The 22830-nt window shown below is 45.8% G+C and carries 22 protein-coding genes and 1 pseudogene (1 of these 23 cut by a window edge); 16 read left to right on the top strand and 7 right to left on the bottom strand.

Going from position 1 to position 22830, the window contains the following annotated elements; genetic code table 11:
- Window positions 1–316: pseudogene (locus tag COV52_08655) on the bottom strand (hypothetical protein) (it extends 101 nt beyond the left edge of the window).
- Window positions 309–764 (bottom strand): phosphoesterase, encoded by a 456-nt coding sequence (locus COV52_08650; protein PIR10562.1) that lies wholly within the window; start codon window positions 762–764, stop codon window positions 309–311. Before COV52_08650 ends, COV52_08655 begins: the two are co-directional and overlap by 8 nt.
- 183 nt (window positions 765–947) lie before the next feature.
- Between COV52_08650 and COV52_08645 the strand changes: the two genes are divergently transcribed.
- The 3 genes from COV52_08645 (at window position 948) to COV52_08635 (ending at window position 5349) form a co-directional block, all read left to right on the top strand.
- Window positions 948–1451, top strand: a complete 504-nt coding sequence (locus COV52_08645; protein ID PIR10561.1) for a hypothetical protein — start codon at window positions 948–950, stop codon at window positions 1449–1451.
- Complete coding sequence (locus tag COV52_08640; GenBank protein PIR10560.1) at window positions 1451–3811, top strand: hypothetical protein; 2361 nt, start codon at window positions 1451–1453, stop codon at window positions 3809–3811. Before COV52_08645 ends, COV52_08640 begins: the two co-directional genes overlap by 1 nt.
- 218 nt (window positions 3812–4029) lie before the next feature.
- Window positions 4030–5349, top strand: coding sequence for an ATPase (locus COV52_08635; GenBank protein PIR10559.1), 1320 nt, complete (start codon window positions 4030–4032; stop codon window positions 5347–5349).
- 95 nt (window positions 5350–5444) lie between these two features.
- Here COV52_08635 and COV52_08630 read toward each other — a convergent pair whose 3' ends face one another.
- Genes COV52_08630 through COV52_08615 form a run of 4 tightly spaced genes read right to left on the bottom strand, consistent with a single transcriptional unit; the run spans window position 5445 to window position 9223 of the window.
- Window positions 5445–6761: a hypothetical protein gene (locus COV52_08630; protein PIR10558.1), complete on the bottom strand. Its 1317-nt coding sequence runs from the start codon at window positions 6759–6761 to the stop codon at window positions 5445–5447.
- Window positions 6758–7900 (bottom strand): Dot/Icm secretion system ATPase DotB, encoded by a 1143-nt coding sequence (gene dotB / locus COV52_08625; GenBank protein PIR10557.1) that lies wholly within the window; start codon window positions 7898–7900, stop codon window positions 6758–6760. The genes COV52_08630 and dotB overlap by 4 nt, the downstream gene beginning before the upstream one ends.
- Entirely contained in the window at window positions 7890–8705 is an 816-nt protein-coding gene (locus COV52_08620) for a type IV secretion system protein DotC (protein ID PIR10556.1), read from the bottom strand. Before COV52_08620 ends, dotB begins: the two co-directional genes overlap by 11 nt.
- Window positions 8706–8707: 2 nt before the next feature.
- Window positions 8708–9223, bottom strand: coding sequence for a hypothetical protein (locus tag COV52_08615; protein ID PIR10555.1), 516 nt, complete (start codon window positions 9221–9223; stop codon window positions 8708–8710).
- A gap of 211 nt (window positions 9224–9434) precedes the next feature.
- Here COV52_08615 and COV52_08610 point away from each other — a divergent pair, with 211 nt between their 5' ends.
- From COV52_08610 to COV52_08600, 3 genes are all read left to right on the top strand, one after another.
- Window positions 9435–9680, top strand: coding sequence for a phosphoesterase (locus COV52_08610; GenBank protein ID PIR10554.1), 246 nt, complete (start codon window positions 9435–9437; stop codon window positions 9678–9680).
- A gap of 8 nt (window positions 9681–9688) precedes the next feature.
- Window positions 9689–10060: a type IV secretion protein IcmS gene (locus tag COV52_08605; protein PIR10553.1), complete on the top strand. Its 372-nt coding sequence runs from the start codon at window positions 9689–9691 to the stop codon at window positions 10058–10060.
- A 68-nt stretch (window positions 10061–10128) separates the two neighbouring features.
- A complete protein-coding gene (locus COV52_08600; protein ID PIR10552.1) occupies window positions 10129–10851 on the top strand; it encodes a hypothetical protein in 723 nt (240 codons plus the stop codon).
- A gap of 26 nt (window positions 10852–10877) precedes the next feature.
- On the opposite strand, the gene COV52_08595 is transcribed toward COV52_08600, so the two are convergent.
- Window positions 10878–11801, bottom strand: a complete 924-nt coding sequence (locus COV52_08595) for a hypothetical protein (protein PIR10551.1) — start codon at window positions 11799–11801, stop codon at window positions 10878–10880.
- A 71-nt stretch (window positions 11802–11872) separates the two neighbouring features.
- On the opposite strand from COV52_08595, the gene COV52_08590 reads away from it, so the two are divergent.
- The 10 genes from COV52_08590 to COV52_08545 all read left to right on the top strand — a co-directional run bounded on the left by COV52_08590 (window position 11873) and on the right by COV52_08545 (window position 22828).
- The gene (locus tag COV52_08590) at window positions 11873–12985 is read left to right on the top strand and encodes a phosphoesterase (protein PIR10550.1); all 1113 of its coding nucleotides are present in this window, start codon (window positions 11873–11875) and stop codon (window positions 12983–12985) included.
- Between the two features lie 5 nt (window positions 12986–12990).
- The gene (locus tag COV52_08585; protein ID PIR10549.1) at window positions 12991–15375 is read left to right on the top strand and encodes a phosphoesterase; all 2385 of its coding nucleotides are present in this window, start codon (window positions 12991–12993) and stop codon (window positions 15373–15375) included.
- The gene (locus tag COV52_08580; protein ID PIR10548.1) at window positions 15375–15890 is read left to right on the top strand and encodes a hypothetical protein; all 516 of its coding nucleotides are present in this window, start codon (window positions 15375–15377) and stop codon (window positions 15888–15890) included. The genes COV52_08585 and COV52_08580 overlap by 1 nt, the downstream gene beginning before the upstream one ends.
- A 76-nt stretch (window positions 15891–15966) precedes the next feature.
- On the top strand, window positions 15967–16590 hold the full coding sequence (locus COV52_08575) for a type IV secretion protein DotI (protein ID PIR10547.1): 624 nt from the start codon (window positions 15967–15969) through the stop codon (window positions 16588–16590).
- Between the two features lie 15 nt (window positions 16591–16605).
- Window positions 16606–17592, top strand: coding sequence for a type IV secretion protein IcmK (locus COV52_08570; GenBank protein ID PIR10546.1), 987 nt, complete (start codon window positions 16606–16608; stop codon window positions 17590–17592).
- Window positions 17592–20276: a hypothetical protein gene (locus COV52_08565; GenBank protein ID PIR10545.1), complete on the top strand. Its 2685-nt coding sequence runs from the start codon at window positions 17592–17594 to the stop codon at window positions 20274–20276. The genes COV52_08570 and COV52_08565 overlap by 1 nt, the downstream gene beginning before the upstream one ends.
- A gap of 2 nt (window positions 20277–20278) precedes the next feature.
- Window positions 20279–21166, top strand: coding sequence for a hypothetical protein (locus COV52_08560; protein ID PIR10544.1), 888 nt, complete (start codon window positions 20279–20281; stop codon window positions 21164–21166).
- 8 nt (window positions 21167–21174) lie between these two features.
- Window positions 21175–21687, top strand: coding sequence for a hypothetical protein (locus tag COV52_08555; protein PIR10543.1), 513 nt, complete (start codon window positions 21175–21177; stop codon window positions 21685–21687).
- Between the two features lie 67 nt (window positions 21688–21754).
- Window positions 21755–22180 carry a type IV secretion protein IcmD gene (locus COV52_08550; protein ID PIR10542.1) on the top strand — a complete coding sequence of 142 codons (426 nt, stop codon included), beginning with the start codon at window positions 21755–21757 and terminating at the stop codon, window positions 22178–22180.
- A gap of 36 nt (window positions 22181–22216) precedes the next feature.
- Entirely contained in the window at window positions 22217–22828 is a 612-nt protein-coding gene (locus COV52_08545; protein PIR10541.1) for an HNH endonuclease, read from the top strand.
- Window positions 22829–22830: the final 2 nt, after the last annotated feature.

Here is a 22830-nt window from a genome sequence, read left to right as displayed (position 1 = left end):
TGGCTGGAAAATTATAGGCGCTAGAGCTGTAACAATTGCATTTTTCAACAGGTTTAGGTTTGCTTGGTGTCGGGGATGTGGGTTTTTCTGCTTCCTGACTTTGTTTTATCGCAGCTTGTACGGCGGCTTCGTTTTTTTCTGCGGCTTCATTGAGTGATTGCGTTAAGTTCATCTGATATTCGTTTTGATTTTTTTGCGCCATCTCAAAAAGATGTTGCTGAATTTGCGCGTTTGTCATATCAGCATAATTGGCGTTATCTGCAAAAGTGCATAAGGGCGCCACAATGAAGAGTAAGCAAACAAACGCTTTATTCATCGTCTTCTTCACTTTCAAAAGCTTGTTGCACTAGGTTGAGTCTTTCATTTGAAAATACGCGCCCCAGTAAACGCAGACGCTCAAAAACGACGTTGCGGCGCAAAAACAAACCTGATGGATCATCGTCACTTTGTGTCGTGTCTTCGGCATGCATTAAAAGGCGCGAAGCAGAGCCTGGGTGAGTTGTGTCTATGGTTTGCATAAGGTGCAAAATACGACTCATGTGGATGTAGTTACCGAGGTTGACGTAGGCTTCCTGATCTTTAAGTTCAAACTGAATCACACCATCGAGCGCTTGGCCGAGTTGCTCTATTGTGTGCTCGAGCTTGGGGTCACCATCATAGGTCCAGTTCTCAACGCTCTCCATAAATGAAAGTACCCGGTAGATCATCGGGTCTGGGTAGTTTTGCCAAAATGCGTGGCTGTCTTTTAAGCTTAATCCGGGCATCTTTGTTCAGCCTATTGATTGTTTAAACAATGGATTTTACTCTAGAGGGCAGCGGCCTAAAAAGCAAGCATGCATGTAGTGTAAGCCATTTCTTACAATTATATCAGAAAAAATGGACATTTGTCCAAATTTTGTGTATGATACTTTTCAATCTAACACTGTAAGCAAAGGATGACAGGGATCATGCCAAGATTGCGAAAAAATAAGCCCAAGAAAAATAAAGAAAAAAACACTGGGCCTGGCCTGGCCTATAGGGCAACTCGCGGCATTTACCGCAATTTTTTGAATGTACCGGCTTGGCTAAGTTATTCTTATCTAAAGGATCTGTCTGGCGGTGTTTACGGCTCGGTAAGACAATTGTTTATCAAACCAGAAGCACACCGTAGTGAAACCTTTGAGCAAGCGATGCTGCGTTTAAAGCTGACGGATAAAGACGTCAGGCAAAAGATACGGGAGACGGCAAGGCTTTCCTATTTGTATATCTTGTTGACACTCGCGCTTTGGGCTTATAGCGTGTATTTGTTCATCGTCGCGCCATTAGCGTCGGCTTGCTTGGCTGTAGTCATTGGCGGTATTTGCGCTGTGAAGTTTACTAGAATGCGTTTTTGGATATTTCAAATGAAACAACGACGTTTAGGTTGCAGTTTAAAAGAATGGCTTAGCTTTCGTCAGGCGGAGGAAAAATAATGAAAATCATCAAAGCCTTATTGCCTTTAGGTTTATTATTGCTGCTCAGTGGTTCAGTGTTTGCAGACATGGCGACGCCTGCTTTGCCATCAGGCGATCATTTCGGCGGAATGCTGAGTTTCTTTACCGTACCGCATTCGGATGAGTCACTGGCTTTGCTTGGCATGTTGTTTGGCGGTATGGGCGATGTATTGCCGGGTGCGCCTAGTGTGATGGGGGCTATGTTTGCTAAGTTTAATGCTTCTATCTTGGTGCTCACAACTTTAGTGTTTTTATACACCATGCTCATGGGGTTGGTTTCAACGGCGCATGAGGGTGAATTTTTAGGTAAAAAATATAATTCTGTTTGGACGCCGCTGCGTGTTGTGATGGGCATTGGCTTATTAGTGCCGTTAAAATCCGGTTATTGTGTGCTGCAGATTGTATTGATGTGGTGTGTGATTCAGGGGATTGGCGCCGCTGATACAGTCTGGAATGCAGCTATGGATTTTATTGAGCTGCACAGTGTGTATGACCAGCAAAATTTTGAAACTCGCCAGTCTCATCAGAGTGGTGGGAGCTTTGGTTCTACAATGGGGGATTCAGCACTTTATGCGACAGGCTTATTTAAAAGCTATGTGTGTATGTATCAATCCTATAAATACAACAATAACAATAAAGCGGCAACTTCAACCTTGGGTTTGCCGAAAGCATCTATCGTACAGTCGGTCTGGGATAGCGGTAAAGAATATCACTATATGATTTACCATTTTCCTTCATATAAAGCAGGCCCAGATGGTACGCCAGTGATTGCAAAAAATAGCGGTTGTGGTTCTTTTACCGTACCGATATTTGCCAAATCTAGTCTGCAGCTCAATGCCAGTTATTATGAAGAGCATGCGGCAGTGCAAAGTGTTGCTGACGTGATGACCCTTTTGAATCAGGCTGGTAAAGAATACGTTGCTTCCAACGTGACGAGTGATACTTCACCTGACGATCTCGCTCAAGCTGTGCCGGGAACACCCATTACAGCGGCTGAGGAGTATATCGCAAATCATGTTTCTAACGCTTCTGATCAGTGGATTGATCAACATAAATCACAGTTTAATATTGCTAATTCAAACAACTCTTCTCAGGGTACTAAAGACGCGCAGCAGTCAAAGGCCTTTTTAGAGGGTGAGCGACGATATGGTTGGATTTATGCGGGCGCATTTTATAAGCAGCTCGCCTTAAGTAGTCCAGAGTACGCAGCGGTTAACGTTTTTGGTTTGTTTTCTATTTCTAACCCTGTCCCTAGTCAAGTTCAAGGGTATACTGAGCCCACGGTTGCGCAAATTGCACTATTGTCTGAAACAGCTAATGCGGGGAATAAAGACAACGGCTTATTTAACTTGAGTAAGCAGCCTTATGACAATCAAGCTAATATGCCGCCAGAAGGTGTCAGAGCGTTTAATCTCTTTAATGACATGGTCTACGGGGTTGTGTCTGCATTCGTTGGCGGCCTGAGTAACTACGACCCGAGCAGCGGTATGATTGTATTTCAAACCGGTAAAGATCCTGTGCTTCAGCTACAGATCATGGGGCAAGAAATCATCCAAAAAGTGCAATTAACGTTCAATATATTGTTTGGTATAGCTGTGGCTTTTGTGATTGCTTCGGCGCTGGTTGCATGCTTAGGTTCGTTCTTTGGCATTTTGCTAAAAATCATCGGGTTTTTTGGCATGATTTGTGCGATGTTTTACTCCATTGGTCTGTCAATGTCTGTGTACATACCCATGGTGCCCTTCATTATTTTCTTTTTCGGCGCCATAGGCTGGATGGTGGCGGTCATTGAAACGATGCTCGCAGCACCTTTGGTAGCCATTGGTATTGTTTACCCTGAAGGGGGTCATGAGCTTTTAGGTCGTGCGGCACCGGCTGCCATGCTGGTCACCAACGTGTTTTTGCGCCCGACCTTTATGATTTTTGGTTTAATCGCCGGGATGCTGATGACCTACATTGGCGTCTTGCTGTTGAACTCTATCTACCAATTCGTGGTTTACAGTAACTCGCATGTTGGGTTGACTGGTCTAACTTCTGGTAGCGGTGTTTATAGTGGTGTGACTGCGCTGCAGTGGGCGCTTTACATGGCGATTTATGTCTCCATTGTGATGGTGATCATCAATAAATCTTACGCTTTGATTCACAAACTGCCAGATAACGTGTTGCGTTGGATCGGTGGGCAAGCAGGCTTTGGTGACTACTCAGGCGGCGCTGAAGAGGTGGGCAGTAAGGTGAATAAATTTACCGATCAGGCTGGTCAGAGCACGGGTTCTGCCATGGGCGGTATGTCTTCTGGCGCCTCATCGGCGGGTGATTCGCTCTCTCAAGACCTTAAATGATACCGTACCTTTTGATCACGCTAATTAAGCACAGCGTGTAATAAGTTCCGGTATCAGACAGACTTCAGGGCCCGCTTGCAAAAATGAATTGCAAACGGGCCCTAACATTTTTATGTACGAAAAAATGTTAAATATCACACTTTTTCGTACATAAAAATGTTGATTTTCACACTTTTACTGACATAATATCCTTGGGTGTAGCGAAAAGGAGGGTTATTATGCCCCGTCATATCATGTCCCAGCTTGCGACCTGGAAAGCCAAAAAAAATCGCAAGCCATTGATTTTAAAAGGTTCTAGGCAGGTGGGAAAAACCTACAGTCTTAAAGCTTTTGGTCAAAAAGCCTATGATCAAGTAGTCTATTTAAACTTTGAAACTCAATTAAGCCTTCATTCTCTTTTTAAAGAAGGGTTGGAACCCAATGGAATTCTTGATTTAATTAGCTTAGATCAAGGAGTAAAGATCACCCCTGAAAGCACGCTTCTGATTTTTGACGAGATACAAGCCTGCCCCGAGGCCCTAAACAGCCTTAAATACTTTTATGAGAAAACGCCGGAATATCATATTGCCGCAGCAGGGTCATTATTAGGCGTTAAACTTGCTCATACGGCTGGCTTTCCTGTAGGAAAAGTAGATTTCTTAACTTTATACCCCATGAGCTTTAGCGAGTTTCTCGTTGCCGTGGGTGAAAATCCGTTAGCGGATTATTTAAATACGCTTCAGGTAGTCGCTCCTGTGCCTGACATCATGCATGTTAAGCTTAATAAACTTTTTAAATATTACCTTTACATTGGAGGCATGCCAGAAGCCGTGGCGCACTATGCTGAGAATCAGGATATTTTAACTGTTCGGAGCATACAAAATAATATTTTAGCTGCTTATGAATTAGACTTCTCAAAACACGCACCCAAAAATGAAATTATGCGTATCTCACAAGTATGGCAGTCTTTAGCTGCGCAATTAGCTAAAGAAAATCGCAAATTCATTTATTCTGTTATTCGAAAAGGGGCTCGTGCAAAAGAATTTGAAATCGCCTTACAATGGTTGATTGAAGCGGGGCTTCTCAACAAAGTCACTTTAATCAACAAACCTTGTTTACCTCTTCAAGCCTACGCCAAGTTTGAACATTTTAAAGTCTATTTGTTAGATGTGGGCTTGTTAGGCGCCAGTGTCAATTTACCGGCTCGTTTGCTCGCACAAGAAGAAAAAATCCTAGAAGAGTTTAGTGGCATATTAGCGGAAAATTATGTTGCTCAAGCCTTATTGCCCATTCAGTCCTCTCTTTTTTACTGGACAAGTGAAGGCGAAGCGGAGCTTGATTTTGTGCTGCAATATGAAGATAAGATTTATCCTATCGAAGTTAAATCAGGGCAATCCACTCGCAAAAAAAGTTTGCTGATCTATGCCAAAAAATATCAGCCAGATTTATTAATTCGCTTTTCTACTTTAAATCTAAAGAAAGATGGGGATGTATTGAATTGCCCCTTGTACTTGATTGACAAATTACTCAATTTTTTGTCGCATGATCACAGCCAGTGACGCAATATGACGGATAATCGCCATTGTTCAATAGGTGCTTCGATACGCGATGGGGCATTCCAAAACAGAAAACACCACGGCTTACCCACGGTTGTTTATTTCATTCGAAATAGCAGCATGATTTCAGAGAGTAATACAGTAAAGCTAATGCCTGCGAATAACAATACGCTAAATACATTGGCGTGTAATGAGACACAGACCAATAGGATTGGAATAAGTAATGCTAAAATTTCTAATCGATGGCGTGGTTTGATGTTGCGTTGATTTAGGTAGCCAAGCCAAAGGGTTTGGTTGAAGCAAGGGCGGCTTGAGAAGTAGAGTATTCCTATGATCAGCGCTGCTTGAATTGCGAAGCAGGTGATGAGTGTGTGCTCAGCAGAGAAGTTGATTGCGTTTAGCCAATAAGGGCTTGTGAATTGCACGATAATCGGCAGTGGAAGGCTATAACTGATTAGGCGCCTGTAAGAAAGTGATGTACTTAATTGCCAGAGCAATGAGCCGAGTAGCGGAGATAAAAGTAACCACCAGGCAATGGCGTAAAATTCAAAAATTGAAAAGCTATTCAAGTGTAGCCACCAGGCGTGAAGAGTTAGGTGCTTGCCGGTAATATCGATGTGCTTGTGAAATAGGATGAAAACAAAATTGAGCACAAGACAAACAGCAAGGCTTATAGCAATCAGTACAAGCATGTAAAGAAAAAGGCCATGGTGACGTTTTTTCAGTTGTTCTATTAAGCGAGTAAAGCGCTGCTGGGTGAAAATAATCAGCAATACGATACTGACGGCCCCGCCGATCACGCTATTGTGTGAAAGCGAAAATGGCCCATACAGCAAATTGCATAATTCCATGGCAAAGAAAATGATGAAGCTGCTTAATATGGTCAAGAAGCCTAGGCGTAGCGTATTGTAGACGCCATTGATCGCCATGGTGAGTCCTAGTGAGTTTGCTTTCGTATCCAGCGGTGAGCCTAGTGTGGAGCCTTTTTTTTTGCTGAGCGTGTCGATCGATAGGGCAAATAAAATGGCCATGCCCCAGGGGAATAAGCCAAAGCCAGCAAAGAGGGTATGATAGAATGTGCGAGTGTGATGAAGTACCGTTTCAGGGGACTGGCTTAGCATGAGTGTGTGGGTAAAAAAGCTCATGCTGGAAAAGAAGAAGATGAAGCTCAGTAATTGCACGAGTAGGATGCGTGGTAATACATAGCGTCTCTGCGAGAAGATCCCTTCTGATTGCAAGCGTGTTCGTCCTATCGGTAAAAGTACAAACAGAATGAGGATTGGCAAGCTAAGTAAGGTGATGCTGAATGCCTGGTACAGCTTGTTTTGAAAAATGTAAGCGGCAAGGTAAATCAGCGCTAGGATGGCCAGGATTGTGATGATGGTCGTCAGATTATTGAGGTGCCTTCGTTTCATGTAATCCCCGCATCTTGATCCGCTTTACGTGATGAAGCGACAAGAATGCGGTGATCTCTCTCTGAAATCAAGCCTTGTTCATATTTTTTATTGGCGTCCACTTCCATGGTTTGGCCCAATTCTTTCAGTAAGCGGCGCGTGACAGCGGTAGCGTTATCTGGTTCTTCGGCAAGTAAACGGTCGCGAACTTCTTCGTTAAAAACAAGGTATTCGCGAAGTGCTACACGCCTGCCGTCTAAGCTTGGTATAAGCTTTTGCCAGACAACCACGCGGATGGTTTCGAACAGATCCACGCTTTTTCCATGGCGTTCTTCTTGCGGATACGTGTTCACTAATCGGCGGACAGTTTCTGCTACCCCGTTACTGTGTAAAGTGGTGTAGACAGGATGACCTGTCATGGCTGCCTCCATCACAGCATTGATAGTTTCAGCATCTCGTGCTTCCCCGACAAGAATGAGTTGCGGTTTTCGGCGCAGCGCATTGCGCACGCCAGCTGCAAAGCTCGGTAAGTGGCGAGGAATTTCGGATTGGCTCACGATAGCGCTTGGCATCTCGATATCATCATACACAAATTCAATCGGTGATTCGTAGGTCAAAACTTTACGGTTGCTGTCAGGCTTTTTTACGATATGTTTAATGATTGAGGCGAGCAGTGTGCTTTTGCCCGAACCTGTCGCACCTGTGACATAGATGACACCTTGGTCGGGTTCTAGGGATGCGAGTAAGGTTTTATCAAGCTCTAGAGTTTCGATGTCGGGTGGTTCGTTTGGAATGGATCGTGCTGTGACTTGAATCCCGTCGAAGCCGTCAACCATGCAGGCTGTGCCGTTGATACGAAAGCGGTAGCGCTCGTGGCGAGCGGGCTTGATTTCATAATGTGTGTCAACATCGGTGCCACTTAAAAGCTGCGTAGTACCGTTGGGGCCGTACATGATATTGATGATTTCAGATAACTCATTGGCCGATAGGCGGCGTTGGGTTACGCGCACTAATCGCCCATGAATCTCTGCGAAGACCGGTTCATTCGTTTGCAGCGTAATGTCTGAGGCTTCGCGCTGGTAGCACAGTACCAATAATTGATCTAGATGATGTTTGTCAAAACGAATCGGCTCGTGCGGGAGAAAGTGATCATTGCTCATGCGTTACCACAGCTTTCCATTGCGTACTTTTCGGGTTTAGTTTCGGTAGGGCCGTGATGCGCAAGACTTTATCGTTGATGTAAAGCTGTGAGTCACTGCTATTACTGGTGACGCCTAAGTTGGCTTGCGCCACGAACGGTTTGCTAACCATGTTCCGGGTTAACAGTTCGCGGTAGAGTACCATGCCATTATAGTCACGCTTTAAGCGTGCAAGGTTGGCGGCATACATATTTTTTGCTTGCATGATGCCTTGTTTCCAGCCTGCGCGGACATGCTTGATCCATACTTCTCGCTCGGCATCATTGCGTGGTAATAAGGTTTGGTCAGGTAGCGCCGGTTTTTTATAGGACATCCAGAGGTATTGTCGCCAGTTTGGCGCGTTTGTTACAAAACGAGCTTGCTGCACGATTTTGTAGGTTTTATCGGCGATGCGAATCGTGTCGTTATCGTTGAGGTTCACTAGTTGATCGCCTTGTTCAAGCACGGGGGGTAGTACATTGTGCGCCAGTAGCATGCCTTGAAAATTGAACACAGAGTCGAGTGTGCGTGCTTGGGCTTGAAGCTGATCATCAATGCGTCCGGCTTGGAAGGCAAGGCCACCTTGTGCGCCAATAGAGGTGGCCACTTCTTTTAAGGCTTGTAAGCGAATGTTTGAAATACCTTGGCCTTCAGGCAGGGGGGTGTTTTGTTGCGTGAGTGTTTCTAGCTGGTAGAGGTTTGTTGTGTCGACACTGTTTTGGTGCTGTGATGCGCAAGCCGATAAGGCGAGGATAAGGCTTGAGATGATGCAAAGACGTTTGATCATGTTTAAGCTTTTTCTCCATAGCGCAATTCAACAATTTTGCGTGAAGGTAGGATGACCACTTGAGCTTGATCGCCGGCTTGCAGTGCTGCATCTCGAATAATGTTGCCGATCATTTCATTTTTGACGTCAATATTGATGATAACAGGGATAGACGGTCGATTGCCTAAAATATGTAGGTGATAGTCTGTTTTGGCCACAAGGGATTTCAACAACGGCTCAATACCGCCCTGCCAGTTCACAGAGGCTTTGATGTTCATGTCATAGCTTGCAGGATTAGGCGGAACGTTCACAGTTTTTGGTGGATTAGCGGCCTGCTCATTTGCGGCGAGTGTGGTCAGGTTATGGCTGACCGAGGTTGCGGCTTCTGAAAGGGTAACATTGACTGCGTGATCTTCGGTGGGTGTCCACCGGGGTGCGGGTACTTTGGGCGCGCAAGCGGTCAGTGCTGCGACTATCAAGAGTAGTGCGGACAGTCTGTAGATCATAAAAGTCTTACCTGTTTGTAATCCATTGGCCATTGAAACACAGGGTTGTTCAAAAAGTCAACGTGGATAAATGCTATTAAATTTCACGTAAAAAAACCCAAGGAAAATTATACGACCTCGCTCTGAAAAATCAATAAAGTAGAGAAGCCAGGGCGTGCCCTAGGTTTTGGCGTCGAGATACCGCTTTATCGCTGAGGTAAAAGTTGCTACACTTTTGGTCTTACATTGTTGTAGGTAAAGGCTTATGTCAGGAGCACACTGGCGGGACAGCGCACGGGCGGCCCGATTCTTCATGATCGATGCGAGAGCAGCGTTTCCACTACTGCTATTTTTGCTTCATATCAAGCTTTGGACGTTTGTTCTGGCTGTCATTGCGACGCTGTTTTTTGGGATTCTTGAACGCTATGGCTTCACTCTTGTGGTTTTCTGGCGTTGGTTTCGTACAAGTTTGGTAGGGCGACGAAAAGTGTCGTCCCCTTGGTGGCGCTAGGAGCAATCATGTCGGATTTGAGAACTTCAGATGAGATCGCAAAAGAAATTGCTGCTAACTTAGCTCGTATTATGAAGAAACTCGGGATCAGCTTTACGATGAAAGGTCGTCCTGCGACCTACGTTGAAGTGTTTGCTGAGAGTGCTTTATTGCCTGCCATTGCTCGTCGTGCGGATCAACTTTGTGCTTTATGCTTAGGCTATGGCATTGGCGTCACCTTTGAAGAGGCTCCGGGCTCGATGACGGGCAGTAGTGTCACGTTTGATAGTCTCTCACCTGATGCACTGCGATATTTGTGTTTGATTGATGTGCTGTGTGAGTTAGCTAAGGCGTCACCAGACAAGCGTGCGACTTCATTGGATGAGTTGTTTTATGACTAAACTTGATACGAATGATTTGAGTCGCAGACTCCGACAGATTGCCACAATGGCAAAGCGTTTTTTGGAACATGTTGACACCAGGGCTGGGGATGCAAAAAAACAACAACAAACAGAACAGCAAGACAAACCGCATGGCTAATGAAAAAGACTATTTAACTCGTATTGAGTCACTGTTAATGGAAGAAGCTCATCGCTTATCTGCCTTAGATAGTGATGAGGTGGATGTTGAAAGTGTGCTGCCGTTTATTCAAGATTTAATTAAGCAAGAAGCAAGCTTGCGTGAACAGGCAGGCATTGGCTCTCGTTTCTTAGTGTTGCAATCTCAGCTGCAGCAAATTGAGCAGCGTATGCAAGGTTTGTTGGATGAACAAACCCGGGCTCAGGCCGATGAGACACAGCAAATAGCTAGCGCGCGTGCCTTACAGGATAATGAGCTTGTTGTGTATGTCTATTTGTATAATGCGCACGGTCTTCGTTTAAGTAGCTGGGAGCGTTTTTTGGCTCAGCATGCTTTAGATGAGCATAGCGTTAACCGACCTGTTTATGCGCGCATGGAGGATGTTGAGGCCTTGCTAAGAAACAAGAATCATCCTCAGAATCACGGTGTTTTGAAGGTCAAGGTGAGTCGCGATGATGTTGCGTTAAATGCTCAAGAAAGCCAGTTGCGTGACCTTCATGGTAATGTTTTGCTGCGCCTGAGAGAGTCTGCTTTAAAGCAAAAAAATATTTTGGCGTTCATTTGTAAAGGCAAAGAATATCATTTAGATGGACACAAGCTGCTTGAAATCTAGGGGTGTGCCCTGGATGGTGTTCGAGCTTATTTTTTACCCTGAAATGTATTTTGCTTATCAAGAAGGTCGTTTTCTAAGGCCATTTCATTGCTTTTAATAGCCCCTGCGGAAAAGCCTGTGTATCGATTGTAAGCCATGTTCGGCAGCCTGCTGCTTGGCGTAGCTTGCTGTTGTTGAAATAATAGCCCAGGCACTCTTCCATTGGCGGTGTAATTTGAGCTGGATGCTTCGGTGTGTCCGCCCGTTAAAACGTAGTGTCTTGCTGGTGCGTGTGGGTTATTCATGAGAGGGACAAGATCAAGTGAAGCGTGAGCGCTGATGTATTGAACACCGTGCCAGTTGCTTATAGGCCCTTCGCTTTCCATAGCGGTGATCGACTTGCCTGACGCACCGCTCAGTGTGCCCGTGATTGAGCCGGTTATTTGTGCATAATGTAGCTGCTCTTCCAGGCTCGGTTGAATGCCCATCTCTACACTTCGGTGGTGACTTTGAAAGGCTTTGTATTTGGCGTCTTTTAGTGCGGATGGATCAATGTTGCCAATTTTGAAACCCGCCCGAATCGCCAGAAGGCTTTGGAGGTATTTTTCCGCGAGCTTTATGCGTTCCGTTTTTTTGCTTGTTTCTCGGTCGATTTTTTCTTGTCGAGTGGCGTTGGCTTCGGTATCTTTTTTTTGCTTTTTATCGGCTTTGCTTTTCTTGATGGCGCTTTCAATAATGCCAGCTTGCAATTGCGTTTGCTTGCCGCCACTACGTCCGTCATCGTCGTCTTTATCTGTTTGTGCGTTGGCGCCGAGGTTGCGCCCTACGGTGTGGCCAAAAAGACTGGTGCCGATGCGTGGGCTGTTGAAGGGTTTTTTAGGCTTTTCCATAATAGTTCGAATGTACCATAGTGCTTGCGAAAAAGACAAAGAGCTTTGCTTGGACGGCCTTGGGGGTGCCGGCGAAGCCATTGTAAGATTTTGTCGCACTCAGTGTAAGTTTTTTGCTATACTGCCCCCTGAAAATCTAAACGGATTGTATTATGCCTCCAGCGCCGTCACAACAGGGACAAAGTACGGATAATCACATGGCCGCCATGTGGATTTCATTCCTTGTCTTTGTGATGGCCGTTGTGATTTGGTTTATCTTCAAGCGTGAGATCGTCACTGCTATTTTTTACATCAAATCAGGCGAGCTTTGGCTTGTTGGGTTGGTTTGGCCAAAAGCGGAGGTGCTGCGCCAGCAAATGCTTAACACCCCGATTAAAGGTGTGGATATAGCCGAGCTTGTCGGTTTGGTGACTGAAGTCGGCACCTTTTATATGATCCCTGTCATGATCTTGCTCGTGATATTGGGCGCGCTGTTGTTTAATCGTGGGGTGGGTACCCGTTTTAAAACCGTTTACACGATGAAAACTTTGCTGGCCAAGGAATACAAAAACTGGCCTCAAATCACCCCTGTTGTGAAAGAAGATTTGGTTAGCATAGATATCGACCAGGGTCCTTGGGCCATGGCGAAAACGCCGATGGAGTTCGCTAAAACTCAGGGTCTTTTGAAAATTCAGCGCAGAGCCTTAGAAGAGGGTATGTTGCGCAAGGATGCTAAATTGGTGGCGACCTTGGTTAAGCCTAAAGCTAATCAGCTCTTTGTAAAGCAGCTCGGGCCTTTGTGGAGAGGAACCGAAGCGTTGCCTATGCATGTAAAGGCTTTATTTGCCGCTTTTGCGGCTAGAATTGCAGGTGATGCAGAGGCCTCGCATGCCCTGCTCATGCAAATTGCCGCTTCAGCCAACGGCGGAAAACTGAATTTTTCAGGTGTGAAAGCCTTACTGGCCAAGCATGAAAATAATCCCTTGGTTGAAACCACGGTTTCGCATCACGCGTATGTTTTAACGGTCATGGCGTCGATACTTAATATTGCGCGTGCTTCTGGCGTGTTGGCATCGGCAGATTTTTTATGGCTAAAAGTCATCGATCGGCGATTATGGTATATGCTTAATGCTGTAGGCCGTCAGACACCGACCGTTGAAGTGGCAGGGCCTTTTGGGCACTGGTGTATTGAGGCAACCTTAGAGCGTCCTTTTAAAACGCCGATGATTGAGAATGCGACGCATGCCTTGGATGAGGCAATACAGTCACAAATTTATAGCGAGTAAGTAGCGTGTTTCGTGGTTTAGACAAACGACATGAACAAGATCCTCGCCAGTTACTGCGCGATACGCGTACCGTTGGCCAGCGAATTCTAGATTTTTTCAAAGAGCCTCGCAATATTGGCATGATGCTGATTGTGGCAGCCGTCGCGGTTTATTTTTTCCCTGGCTTGTCTGATTTGCTGGGTATTATCGGTATCTGTGTCTTTTTGTTTACCTGGTTTCAACGAACGATGCTTCCGTTTCGTTTGCCCATGAGATCGGGTTTAAAAGATTATAACGATACCAAGCCTGGTGGAAATAAACCCAATGATGCACGAGGCATCTGTTTTTTTGGTAATGACCGGCAGAATAATGAAGAGCTTTGGTTTAATAATGAAGACATGCGAACACATGTCTTGATTTTTGGCTCAACCGGTTCAGGTAAGACGGAAACCTTGGTCTCACTTGCCTATAACGCCTTGCTTCAGGGTAGTGGCTTCATTTACGTCGATGGTAAGGGTGATAACAATTTGTTTACCAAAGTGTTTTCCATGGCGCGAAGCATGGGGCGCGAAGATGATGTGCTTCTGATTAACTTTATGACTGGCGCGAGGGACATTATCGGTCCACAGGAGCGCCGGTTATCAAACACGATGAACCCTTTCTCGCGCGGTTCTTCGAGCATGCTATCGCAGCTTGTTGTGAGCCTAATGGACCAGTCAAACCAGTCTGACTCTTCGGCGGATATGTGGAAAGGTCGCGCGATTGGTTTTGTGGAAGCTTTGATGCGAGTTTTGGTCTATATGCGTGATCAAGGCAAAATCCTGCTGGATGCGAATACGATTCGTAATTATTTTACTTTGGATCGTCTCGAAGCCATGACTATGGACAAAATGTTTTTACGCGATGGCCAAGAGCCAGTCAGTTGTGCTGATGCGCCGGCAAATGTGCTTGAGCCTATTTATAACTATGTCATTAACTTGCCGGGCTATAACAAGGAAAAGAAGGGTAAACAGGTTTCGCAAGTTTTAGAGCAACATGGCTTCATCACTATGCAGTTGACGCGTGTGTTTACCTCATTGGCAGATACCTATGGCCATATTCTTCGAACGCAGTTAGCCGAAGTCGATGTCAAAGACGTGGTTTTGAATCGGCGAATTTTGGTTGTACTTTTGCCTGCCTTGGAAAAATCACCGGAAGAGTTGTCTAACTTGGGTAAAGTCATTGTGGCTTCTTTAAAAGCCATGATGGCTGCCGGTTTGGGTGAAGAGGTTGAGGGTACTTACGCTGAGATTATTGCGAAAAAACCGACGAATGCAAAAACGCCGTTCATGTGTATTCTTGATGAGTACGGTTACTATGCGGTGCCTGGATTCGCTGTTGTGCCTGCGCAAGCGCGATCTTTGGGCTTCTCTGCCATTTTTGCGGGCCAGGATTTACCTGCGTTTCAAAAAGCCTCGAAAGAAGAAGCCTTGTCGATTGGTGCGAACACCAATATTAAAATTGCAATGAAACTCGAAGACCCGATCGAAACCTGGGATTTCTTCCAGAAAACAGCGGGTGAGGCCTATGTGACTAAGGTCGACTCGTTTCAAACAAACCAGGGCATGCTCAATAACTATATGGATACACGCAGTGCCTCATCTGAAAAGCGTGCGCGCATTGATCTTTTAGATTTGAAAGATCAACGGGAAGGTGAGATGCATATTTTCTTCAAATCTCGTATTGTGCGTGCTAAGTCTTTCTTTGCGAATCCTAAGCCGGTTCAAAAAATGCGTTTGAACCATTTCTTGAAAGTGGAAACGCCAGATGTTAAAGAGCTTGCGCTACTTGAAGATAACCTTGAGAAGTTTGCTGAAATCATCGAGAAATCAGGTGTCGATTTTGATGCTGCTGAGGCTAGCAATGCCGAGTTGAATGTCATTATCGAGGCTTACCGCGAGTCTGATCCTGAAACGCCACTGCTTGAGAAGGGTGTGGATGCTTTGATGGCTTTTTATCACGCAACCGAAGCGCCAGCGCAAGAAGAGGAAGTTCAAGAGGTCACTATCGACGAAGCGATTGGTGAGCTCAATATTTTCCTCAAACCACGCTTAAGTGCGATGACGCAGCAAACTTTGGCAGGCGCTGAAACAGAGAGCTTCACGCAGCCTATTTTGACTCGCTCTCAGATCCAACCAAAACTCGATATGGCTCAGCGTTTGTTAGGGGCGCGTGGCACACACTCCAGCGCTATCGCAAAAGAGTTGATGTATGATATGGAAATCGCGACCCGATACCCGCCTATGCTTGTGCAGCCGTTAAGCGTCGACGAGGTGATTATGAACGCCGAACGTTTGGTGGATTCTGTTCAGGGAATGGACGGTAGAAGTGGGGATAATTCTGATTTGTCTTCTTTATTGGATGATGTATAGTGAACGCTATGGCGCGACATTTGACGGGACACTTTAGACTATTTTTCATAGCCTTACTGGGGTTGGGCTTGTCTGCTTGCGCGTATAAGATTACGCCGCCAAACGTGCCACCTTGTTCGACTGGCTATCACCGTTTTGTCGAGAGCATGGTTTACCATCTTAATGGTGAAATAGGCGTTTTGGGCGATCAGCAAATTATCACTGTACCTGTTGACCAGCTTTTTGTTGGGCGCTCTGAAAATCTTACTGAGCGAGGCGAGGCCTTTTTAAACGCATTAGCGCCGGCGATGAAATGTCGTGGGCGTTGGAATGTCTCTGTCAAAATCAGTACAAATACCTTTGAGAATCGTCGCGCTAGCCTAGTATTGGGCCAGCAACAAGGAAGTGTGGTGTTGAAAAAACTTTGGCAGGGAGGGGGGCTTAATGTGGCTGCCTCGCGAGCCAGCGTTAGAGTTAATACCTGTTATCACGATTGTCACGCACAAAACTTGCTTGAAATCGTGACAAGTGCTTAATTTTTTGTTAGGATTGTAAGAAATTTCTTACAAAATTTGAAGAATTGAGTATAGGAATCGGGTCTTTGGAGGACATATGGCGCATGACGCACTCGAAACAGTGAAGCTTCGGCATAATTTCTACCGTGATAGTTATCGATTGGTGGCTATCATTTTATTTCTTTCAGTGGTGGTTAATGTACTGCTCGTTGGGGCTGTTTTTTATCTTGAAACTCATAAGCCAACCCCAAAGTATTTTGCAACCACGCAAGATGGCCGCTTATTCAAAATGGTGCCCTTGGATCAGCCTTATATGGAGAGCAACCAGCTTGTGAACTGGGTGGCTAATGCGGCCACATCGCTTTACACCTATGACTTTTTGAACTATCGCCAAAACTTTCAAAACAATCAGATTTATTTTACGCCCGATGGCTGGAAGGCGTATCTAGATCAAGTTGAGAAGTCTCGCAACCTGAAAACCGTGGAAGATAAGAAGTTGGTAGTGAGTGCGACGCCGGCCGGTGCTCCTGTGATTACTAACCAGGGCGTTCTCGATGGAAAATATTCATGGCGCGTTCAAATCCCTGTTGTTGTGACTTACCAAAGCTTGAGTCAGCAGTTCAGTGAAAATTTACTTTTAACGCTGACGATACAGCGTCGTTCTACACTCGATAGTAAGTATGGTGTTGGCATTGCGCAATTTGTTGCGCAACAGCAGTAAGGATAGGCAGAAGGTATGTTTAAAGCGGTTAAATCAACACTCTTACCGGTAGCGGTTATCAGCTTGTTGGTCTTTTCGGTGACTGCAGCGGCGGCAACAGCCGCGCCTTCATCAGGTGACACATTAAGCTTAACACCCGTTGATAATACCGATACGACGAATAATTTATCACAACGAGCCCCGAACCCTAATTTACTATTTGCTCAACCCAATGTTCTTCAACGTGAAGCATTTCGTAATGTTACCCGTCAGGCAATGCCGATGACACCGAACCAAATCACACAAATGAAAAAAATGTTGGCGGCGACACAGCTTGCAGCATCAACCAGTGCAGTGACACCGCCAAAGCCAGTGACCTCATCGAAAATGGTTAGCCTAGCGCCAGGCGCGACACCTCCGGTGATTGATTTACAAAAAGGGTTTATTTCTTCCTTGGTGTTTGTCGATAGCGCCGGCAACAAATGGCCTATCGTTGGCTATGACCTGGGTGACCCGAGTGCGTTTAATATTCAATGGCAACACGGCAGTAACACTTTATTGGTTCAGGCTAATAGCATGTACACTTATGGCAATTTGGCAGTCACCTTGAAGGGTACTTCAACGCCTGTGATGTTAACGCTGGTGCCGGGCCAAAGTGAGGTCGACTATCGCGTCGATTTACATGTGCAAGGTCAATCACCGGACGCTTTGCCGACAGTGGGTGAAACAGCGCCTGGTCAAGCCAGTAATACTTTGTTGAATATTTTGAATGGCATTGCGCCTGATAAGGCAAAGGCGTTGACAGTGACGGGCGGGCCTTGCGTGTCAGACCTTAATAATTGTCAGGCTTGGCAAATAGGTAAAAAACTCTATTTGCGATTACCAAATGAAGTACTGTCGCCAAGCTGGATGTCTTCTATGCAAAGCTCAGACGGCATGCATGCTTATCTCATGGAAAAAACACCTAATGTTTTAGTGTCTAACCACGGCCAGTCAGAGCAAGTGAATATCGAGGGCTATTGATGAAGTCGCAATTAAATAAGGTTTCTAAACAAATCGCCAAGCTGCTCCAGAACAGCCGGACGCGGATCGTGGTTTTGATCGTTGTGGTCATTGCGATTATTGCTGTTGTCGTTGGGGTTTATCGTCTTAGTGAGCGCGCTGTCGGCGATAGTGGCACACAGGTTGCGGGCGTGCCAGACAATATTCAATCAGTGCCAACAGCCGGCAAAGAGTCTGAAGAGTACATGAAAACTTTGCTGACCTCTAATCAGCAAGCAGCAAGCCAAGCCTTAAAGTCAGGTACCAGTGATATTCCAACTTTGCTGCCAAGCCAAAGCCAATCTCAAGGGGCTGATTTACAATCTTCACCGGTTAAATCTGGTGCTTGCTGCTGTTGTCAGCAGTCGGCTGAGCAAAAGCCAGGTATGAATAATGTGCTCAATGGCCTTGAAAGTACGGGCGCCATTACCACAGATACAGCGAAAGATTTGCGAAAACTTGCGCAACAAAATGTGTCAGACGATGATTTTTCAAATCGCTTGAAGCAAATGGTCGCCAGCGGGCAATTAACCAAAGCACAAGCTGATGCTTTGCTCAGCGCTTACAAGCGTGATAACGCGCAAGCCCATAAAAATGCAAGTAATGTGATTGACAGCCTTGTGGCCAGCGGTGCTGTGGATGCCGAAGAAGCAAGCCAACTTCGGGCTTTGACCAACAGTCAGTTGAGCCCCTCTCAATACGCTGCCAAACTTAACGGTCTGGTGCGAGAAGGAAAACTTTCGGCTAATGCTGCTCAAGAGTTGATGGGTGCTTATCAACGTCAATATGACGCTAAAGCAGCCACAGAAACACCCAATGACGTTGTTAATCAATTGGCCAAATCAGGTGAATTGTCTGCTAGCACCGCTAGCCAATTGAAGGCACTGGATGCTAAAAATCTAACCCCAGGAGAGTATGCAACTGACTTGAATAAGCTTGTCAGTAATGGTGAGCTTTCGCCTGCTGCGGCACAGCGTTTACTGGCAGCGTACAATCGTCAAGCGACAGGCTTGAGCGCCACAGGTTTAACGCCTGCTGGAACGATTGCATCGATGCAAAATAGTGGTGCAATTAGCGCTGATACAGCCGCTAAACTTAGAGAGCTTGCCTCGAGCTCGCCCAATGCAAAAGATTTTGAGGCAGGCTTAGATAAGTTAGTTAAGTCTGGTGATTTAACACCCTCAGAAGCTGAACAGTTGATGGGTAGTTACAAAGCTCAGCAAAACGCCGTGTCCGCTCAAAATATGCCATCACCGGGTGATCTGTCGAAACAAATGGAAGCGGCCGGACAAATTACGGCAGCGACCGAATCAAAACTTCAAGGCTTAAATACCAGTGATGTCTCACCAGCGGCTTATCGTGCGGCACTCGACGGCATGGTGGCTAATGGCGAGCTGACCAAAGCGCAAGCTGACCGCCTAGCGCAATCCTATCGAGCACACCATTTGGCAACGAAAAACAACAGTGATGCTGCGCTGATTTCACAACTTGAAGCGAATGGCGCTTTGCCCCCTAGTGCTGCAAGCCAACTTCAATCGATGGTTAAGTCAAAAGTGTCTCCTTCTGAGTATGCTAGTGCCTTAAAAAGCTTGGTGGCAAGTGGCCAGGTGTCACCAGCTGTGGCAGCTCGTTTATTACAAAACTATGTTGATACACATTTAGATGCAGCCAAAAAAGGAGGTATCGAAGGCGTTGAGGCCGCGCAAGCACAGCAGGCGCTTCAGCAAGATATCGATAATTTCAATCAGCAAGCGGCTGATGATCAAGCCAAAGCGAATGAAGAAACGCAAAAACAAATTCAAGCGATTGAGGGTGAAATGCGAGGCCAGGCGAAAAGTCTAATTGCTGCTTGGAAGCCTAAGGAGCAACAACGTGTTGGGGGTGCTGAAATAAAAGCAGCTGCTGTAGGATCAAGTGCTTCTTCAGCCGATAGTACTGCATCTTCAGCTTCAGGGTCGCAAGGTAATGATCAAAATGGTGCTGTGGCACAAAGCATGATTAAAGCAGGTTCAATACTGTTCGCAGTTTTGGATACAGCTGTTAATAGTGATCGCCCAGGCCCTGTAATGGCCACGATTGTTGCCGGCAAATACAAGGGGGCGAAGTTGTTGGGTAGCTTGCAAATTACGCCTGACCAAGAGCGAGTTATTTTGAGTTTCAATTCAATGAGCATGAAACAGTGGCCGCAAAGTGTAGGTATTCAGTCCGTTGCCATTAATCCAGATACGGCTCAAACGGCGATTGCTAGTGCAGTCGATCATCACTATCTCTTGCGATACAGTGCCTTGTTTGCATCCTCGTTTATGCAGGGTTACTCAAATGCTGTGATGAATTCAGGCTCAACCACGACAAACAGTATTTTTGGCGGTTCTACTTCTCAGCATGGTACTTTCTCGCCAGGCGATAAAATTGCTGTTGGCTTGGGCCAGGTTGGTACAAACTTGTCGGGTGCGGCTCAGCAAGAGTTCAATAAGCCGCCAACGGTTACGGTACAATCTGGCGTTGGTTTGGGTGTTTTGTTTACGTCGGATGTTCCAAAACCGACGTTTTCAAACGATGAGTCAGGTGATACATCGGCACAAAATGCCAATGTCTCTGATGTTGATGTTAGTAAAAGCTTACCCGATTTAAAGCAAAGCTCGCCTAATGCAGAAGGAGTGAAATAACTATGGCTGATGATAAAGATAAGTTAAATCAGCATGATGAAACGAATGAGTATCAGTTTCATGATGATGAGGTGCCTTACAACTATGAGTATGATGAAACGACACCGAAGTCTTCGTCTACTGACCCTGTGAGTGACGCAGGAGAAGCGCCGCAATCCTCATCGGGCAAAAAACCGTTACGTAAGCTCATCGTGGTTGTGGTTATCCTTGTCATTGTATTTGTGGTTTTTGAAGTTGTTCATCGCATGAAAGAAAAAGAGGCGACGACACAGAGAACCCCTGCTCCATCGTCTAAAGCCGTTAAGACTAATCCAACGATGGTTCAGGCGCACAGTGTGTCAATGTCACCCAAGCCTTTTCCTGAGAAAAAACCTGCCGCTAACGCGGCTACGCAAATGCAAAACCCTAACGATGCTGCATTAGCTGAGCAGAAGAAAGAAAACACTGACCTTAAGCAACAGCTAGAGGCGTTGAAATCGAGTAGTACTCAGCAAATCGATAGCTTAAAAGCAGCACAAGATGCCAGCCAAACTCAAGTGAGCGACCTTAAGGGGCGCGTGTCTGATTTGAATGCACAGCTAGATGCGGTTAATCAAAGCTTGCAGTCTGTTTCAGGTAAGTTATCTGACATGCAAGCCCGTGCGGCAAAAGAACGTGCTTGGCGTGCGCAAGCAAAAGCACGTCATGATGCGGCGGTACGCCACGATAAACGCTATTTTGTCGAAGCCGTTATTCCAGGACGTGCTTGGTTGAAAGCGAAAGATGGTTCAACGGTCACCGTTGCGGTTGGCGATGTATTACCGGGCTACGGTAAAATCGTTAGCATTAACCCTTACAGCGGCGTTGTAATGACGTCGCAAGGTCGTTTGCCCTATGGGATAACAGGCTAAGTTATTGTATGTTGAATACGCTCACACAGTTTCTTCATAATATAGCGATAACAGCACCTGTGCTGAGTCGTTTAGTGCTGGGCGCTATGTATATTATCGGGTTTGGGTTTTTGATGACGGGCATTTATCGTCTTAAGCATTATGGGGATATGCGTACGATGATGTCTTCTTCGGCTGAGTTAAAAACACCTTTGCTTTATCTGTTTGTGGGAACCTGTTTAGTCTTTTATCCGCAGATCGTGAAGATTTCATTAACCACGGTTTTTGGTACGGATAATCTGATGGTGTATAAACCCAGCCCCAGCGACGTTCCTGAAACCTTTCACGATATTGAAACTGTTGTGATGCTGATCGGTCTCGTGGCTTTTTTCCGCGGTATGATGATGTTGACTAAGTTAGGTAATCATGGGTCTCCGCAAGTGTCGTTTGGCAAAGCCATTACACATATTTTCGGCGGTATCTGTGCTGTGAACATTTATGGTTTTTGGACAATTTTAAAAAACACGGTAGGTTTGTCTTAGTCTTTGATTGACTTGCGATTAGCCTGTGTTAAAAGATACAAGTAATAGCCATTTAAAAGGAGGCTTTATGTTTTTATTAAATCGATTAAGAAATACGCTGTGCACCAGGCGTGCTTTGCGCTTTGCGTGTGCTTTATTGCCAGTGTTATGTATTTCTGCCGCCGCTTGGGCTGCTGATAGTGGGGCTGCCTCACTCAGCGATGTGGCGACGAATATCATCGGAAGTTTTGGTGCTTTAGCTAAAATGATTACGGCTGCCGCTTATGTTGCGGGTTTTGGTTTTGCTTTTGCGGCTATCTTGAAGTTTAAGGCGCATAAGGATAACCCACAGCAAATCCCAGTGGGTACACCTATTGCCTTATTGTTCGTCGGCGCAGCTTTGATTTTCTTGCCAACCTTGTTTGGTATTTCAGGCGAAACGATCTTTGGTTCGGGTGCCACTACGGGCGGTGATTCTGGTGTTATCAGTGTGCCAGGTTTTTCGAACCAGTAGTTTTAAGGATACTGTCTGAGAAGAGGGCTTAAGCCTATGTTGGAATTACATCCCACGCTGTCTCCTCAAAGTTGGCGTATATTTAGCGTGAGGCGCTTAGACTTACGCTTTTTTCCTGCTAGGGATAAAGTACTTCATAGGGATCACCATGCCTGCGGATATTGTGGTTTTCAGGCAAGCGAACACCAGGAAATCGTCAATATCGATGGTGATTATCAAAATAATCGTTTGTCTAATTTAGTGACCGCTTGTGTTTTTTGTGCGCAGTCATTATTCCTTGATAATGTCGGCGTTTCCTTTGGGGGTGGTAAGTTAATCTACTTGCCTGGTATGAGTCAGGCTGAGCTTAATAGTTTTTGCCATGTGATTTTTTGCGCGATGATGAATCGTACCGGCTACTTAAATAGCGCTCAAACCGCTTATCGCAATTTGCGCTTACAGGCTCAGCATGTTGAAAAAAAATTCGGAACGGGTATGAGTGCGCCAGGTCAGTTCTGTCGTTTGGCGCTGAATCAAAAGAATGTGGGTAAAGAGCAAATGGCGCAGCTGCTTCGCGATATTCGTTTGTTGCCATCGTATGCCAAGTTTAAGCAACAACTGTCTGATTGGGCCGCGGCAGCGGCACAAGAACTTGCAGAGGAGGCATGAGG

This window comes from Gammaproteobacteria bacterium CG11_big_fil_rev_8_21_14_0_20_46_22 (assembly GCA_002796245.1).
Taxonomy (GTDB): Bacteria; Pseudomonadota; Gammaproteobacteria; order UBA12402; family UBA12402; genus 1-14-0-20-46-22.
Note: the sequence above shows the minus strand (reverse complement) of the source record. Positions and strands in the feature narration are given on the sequence as shown.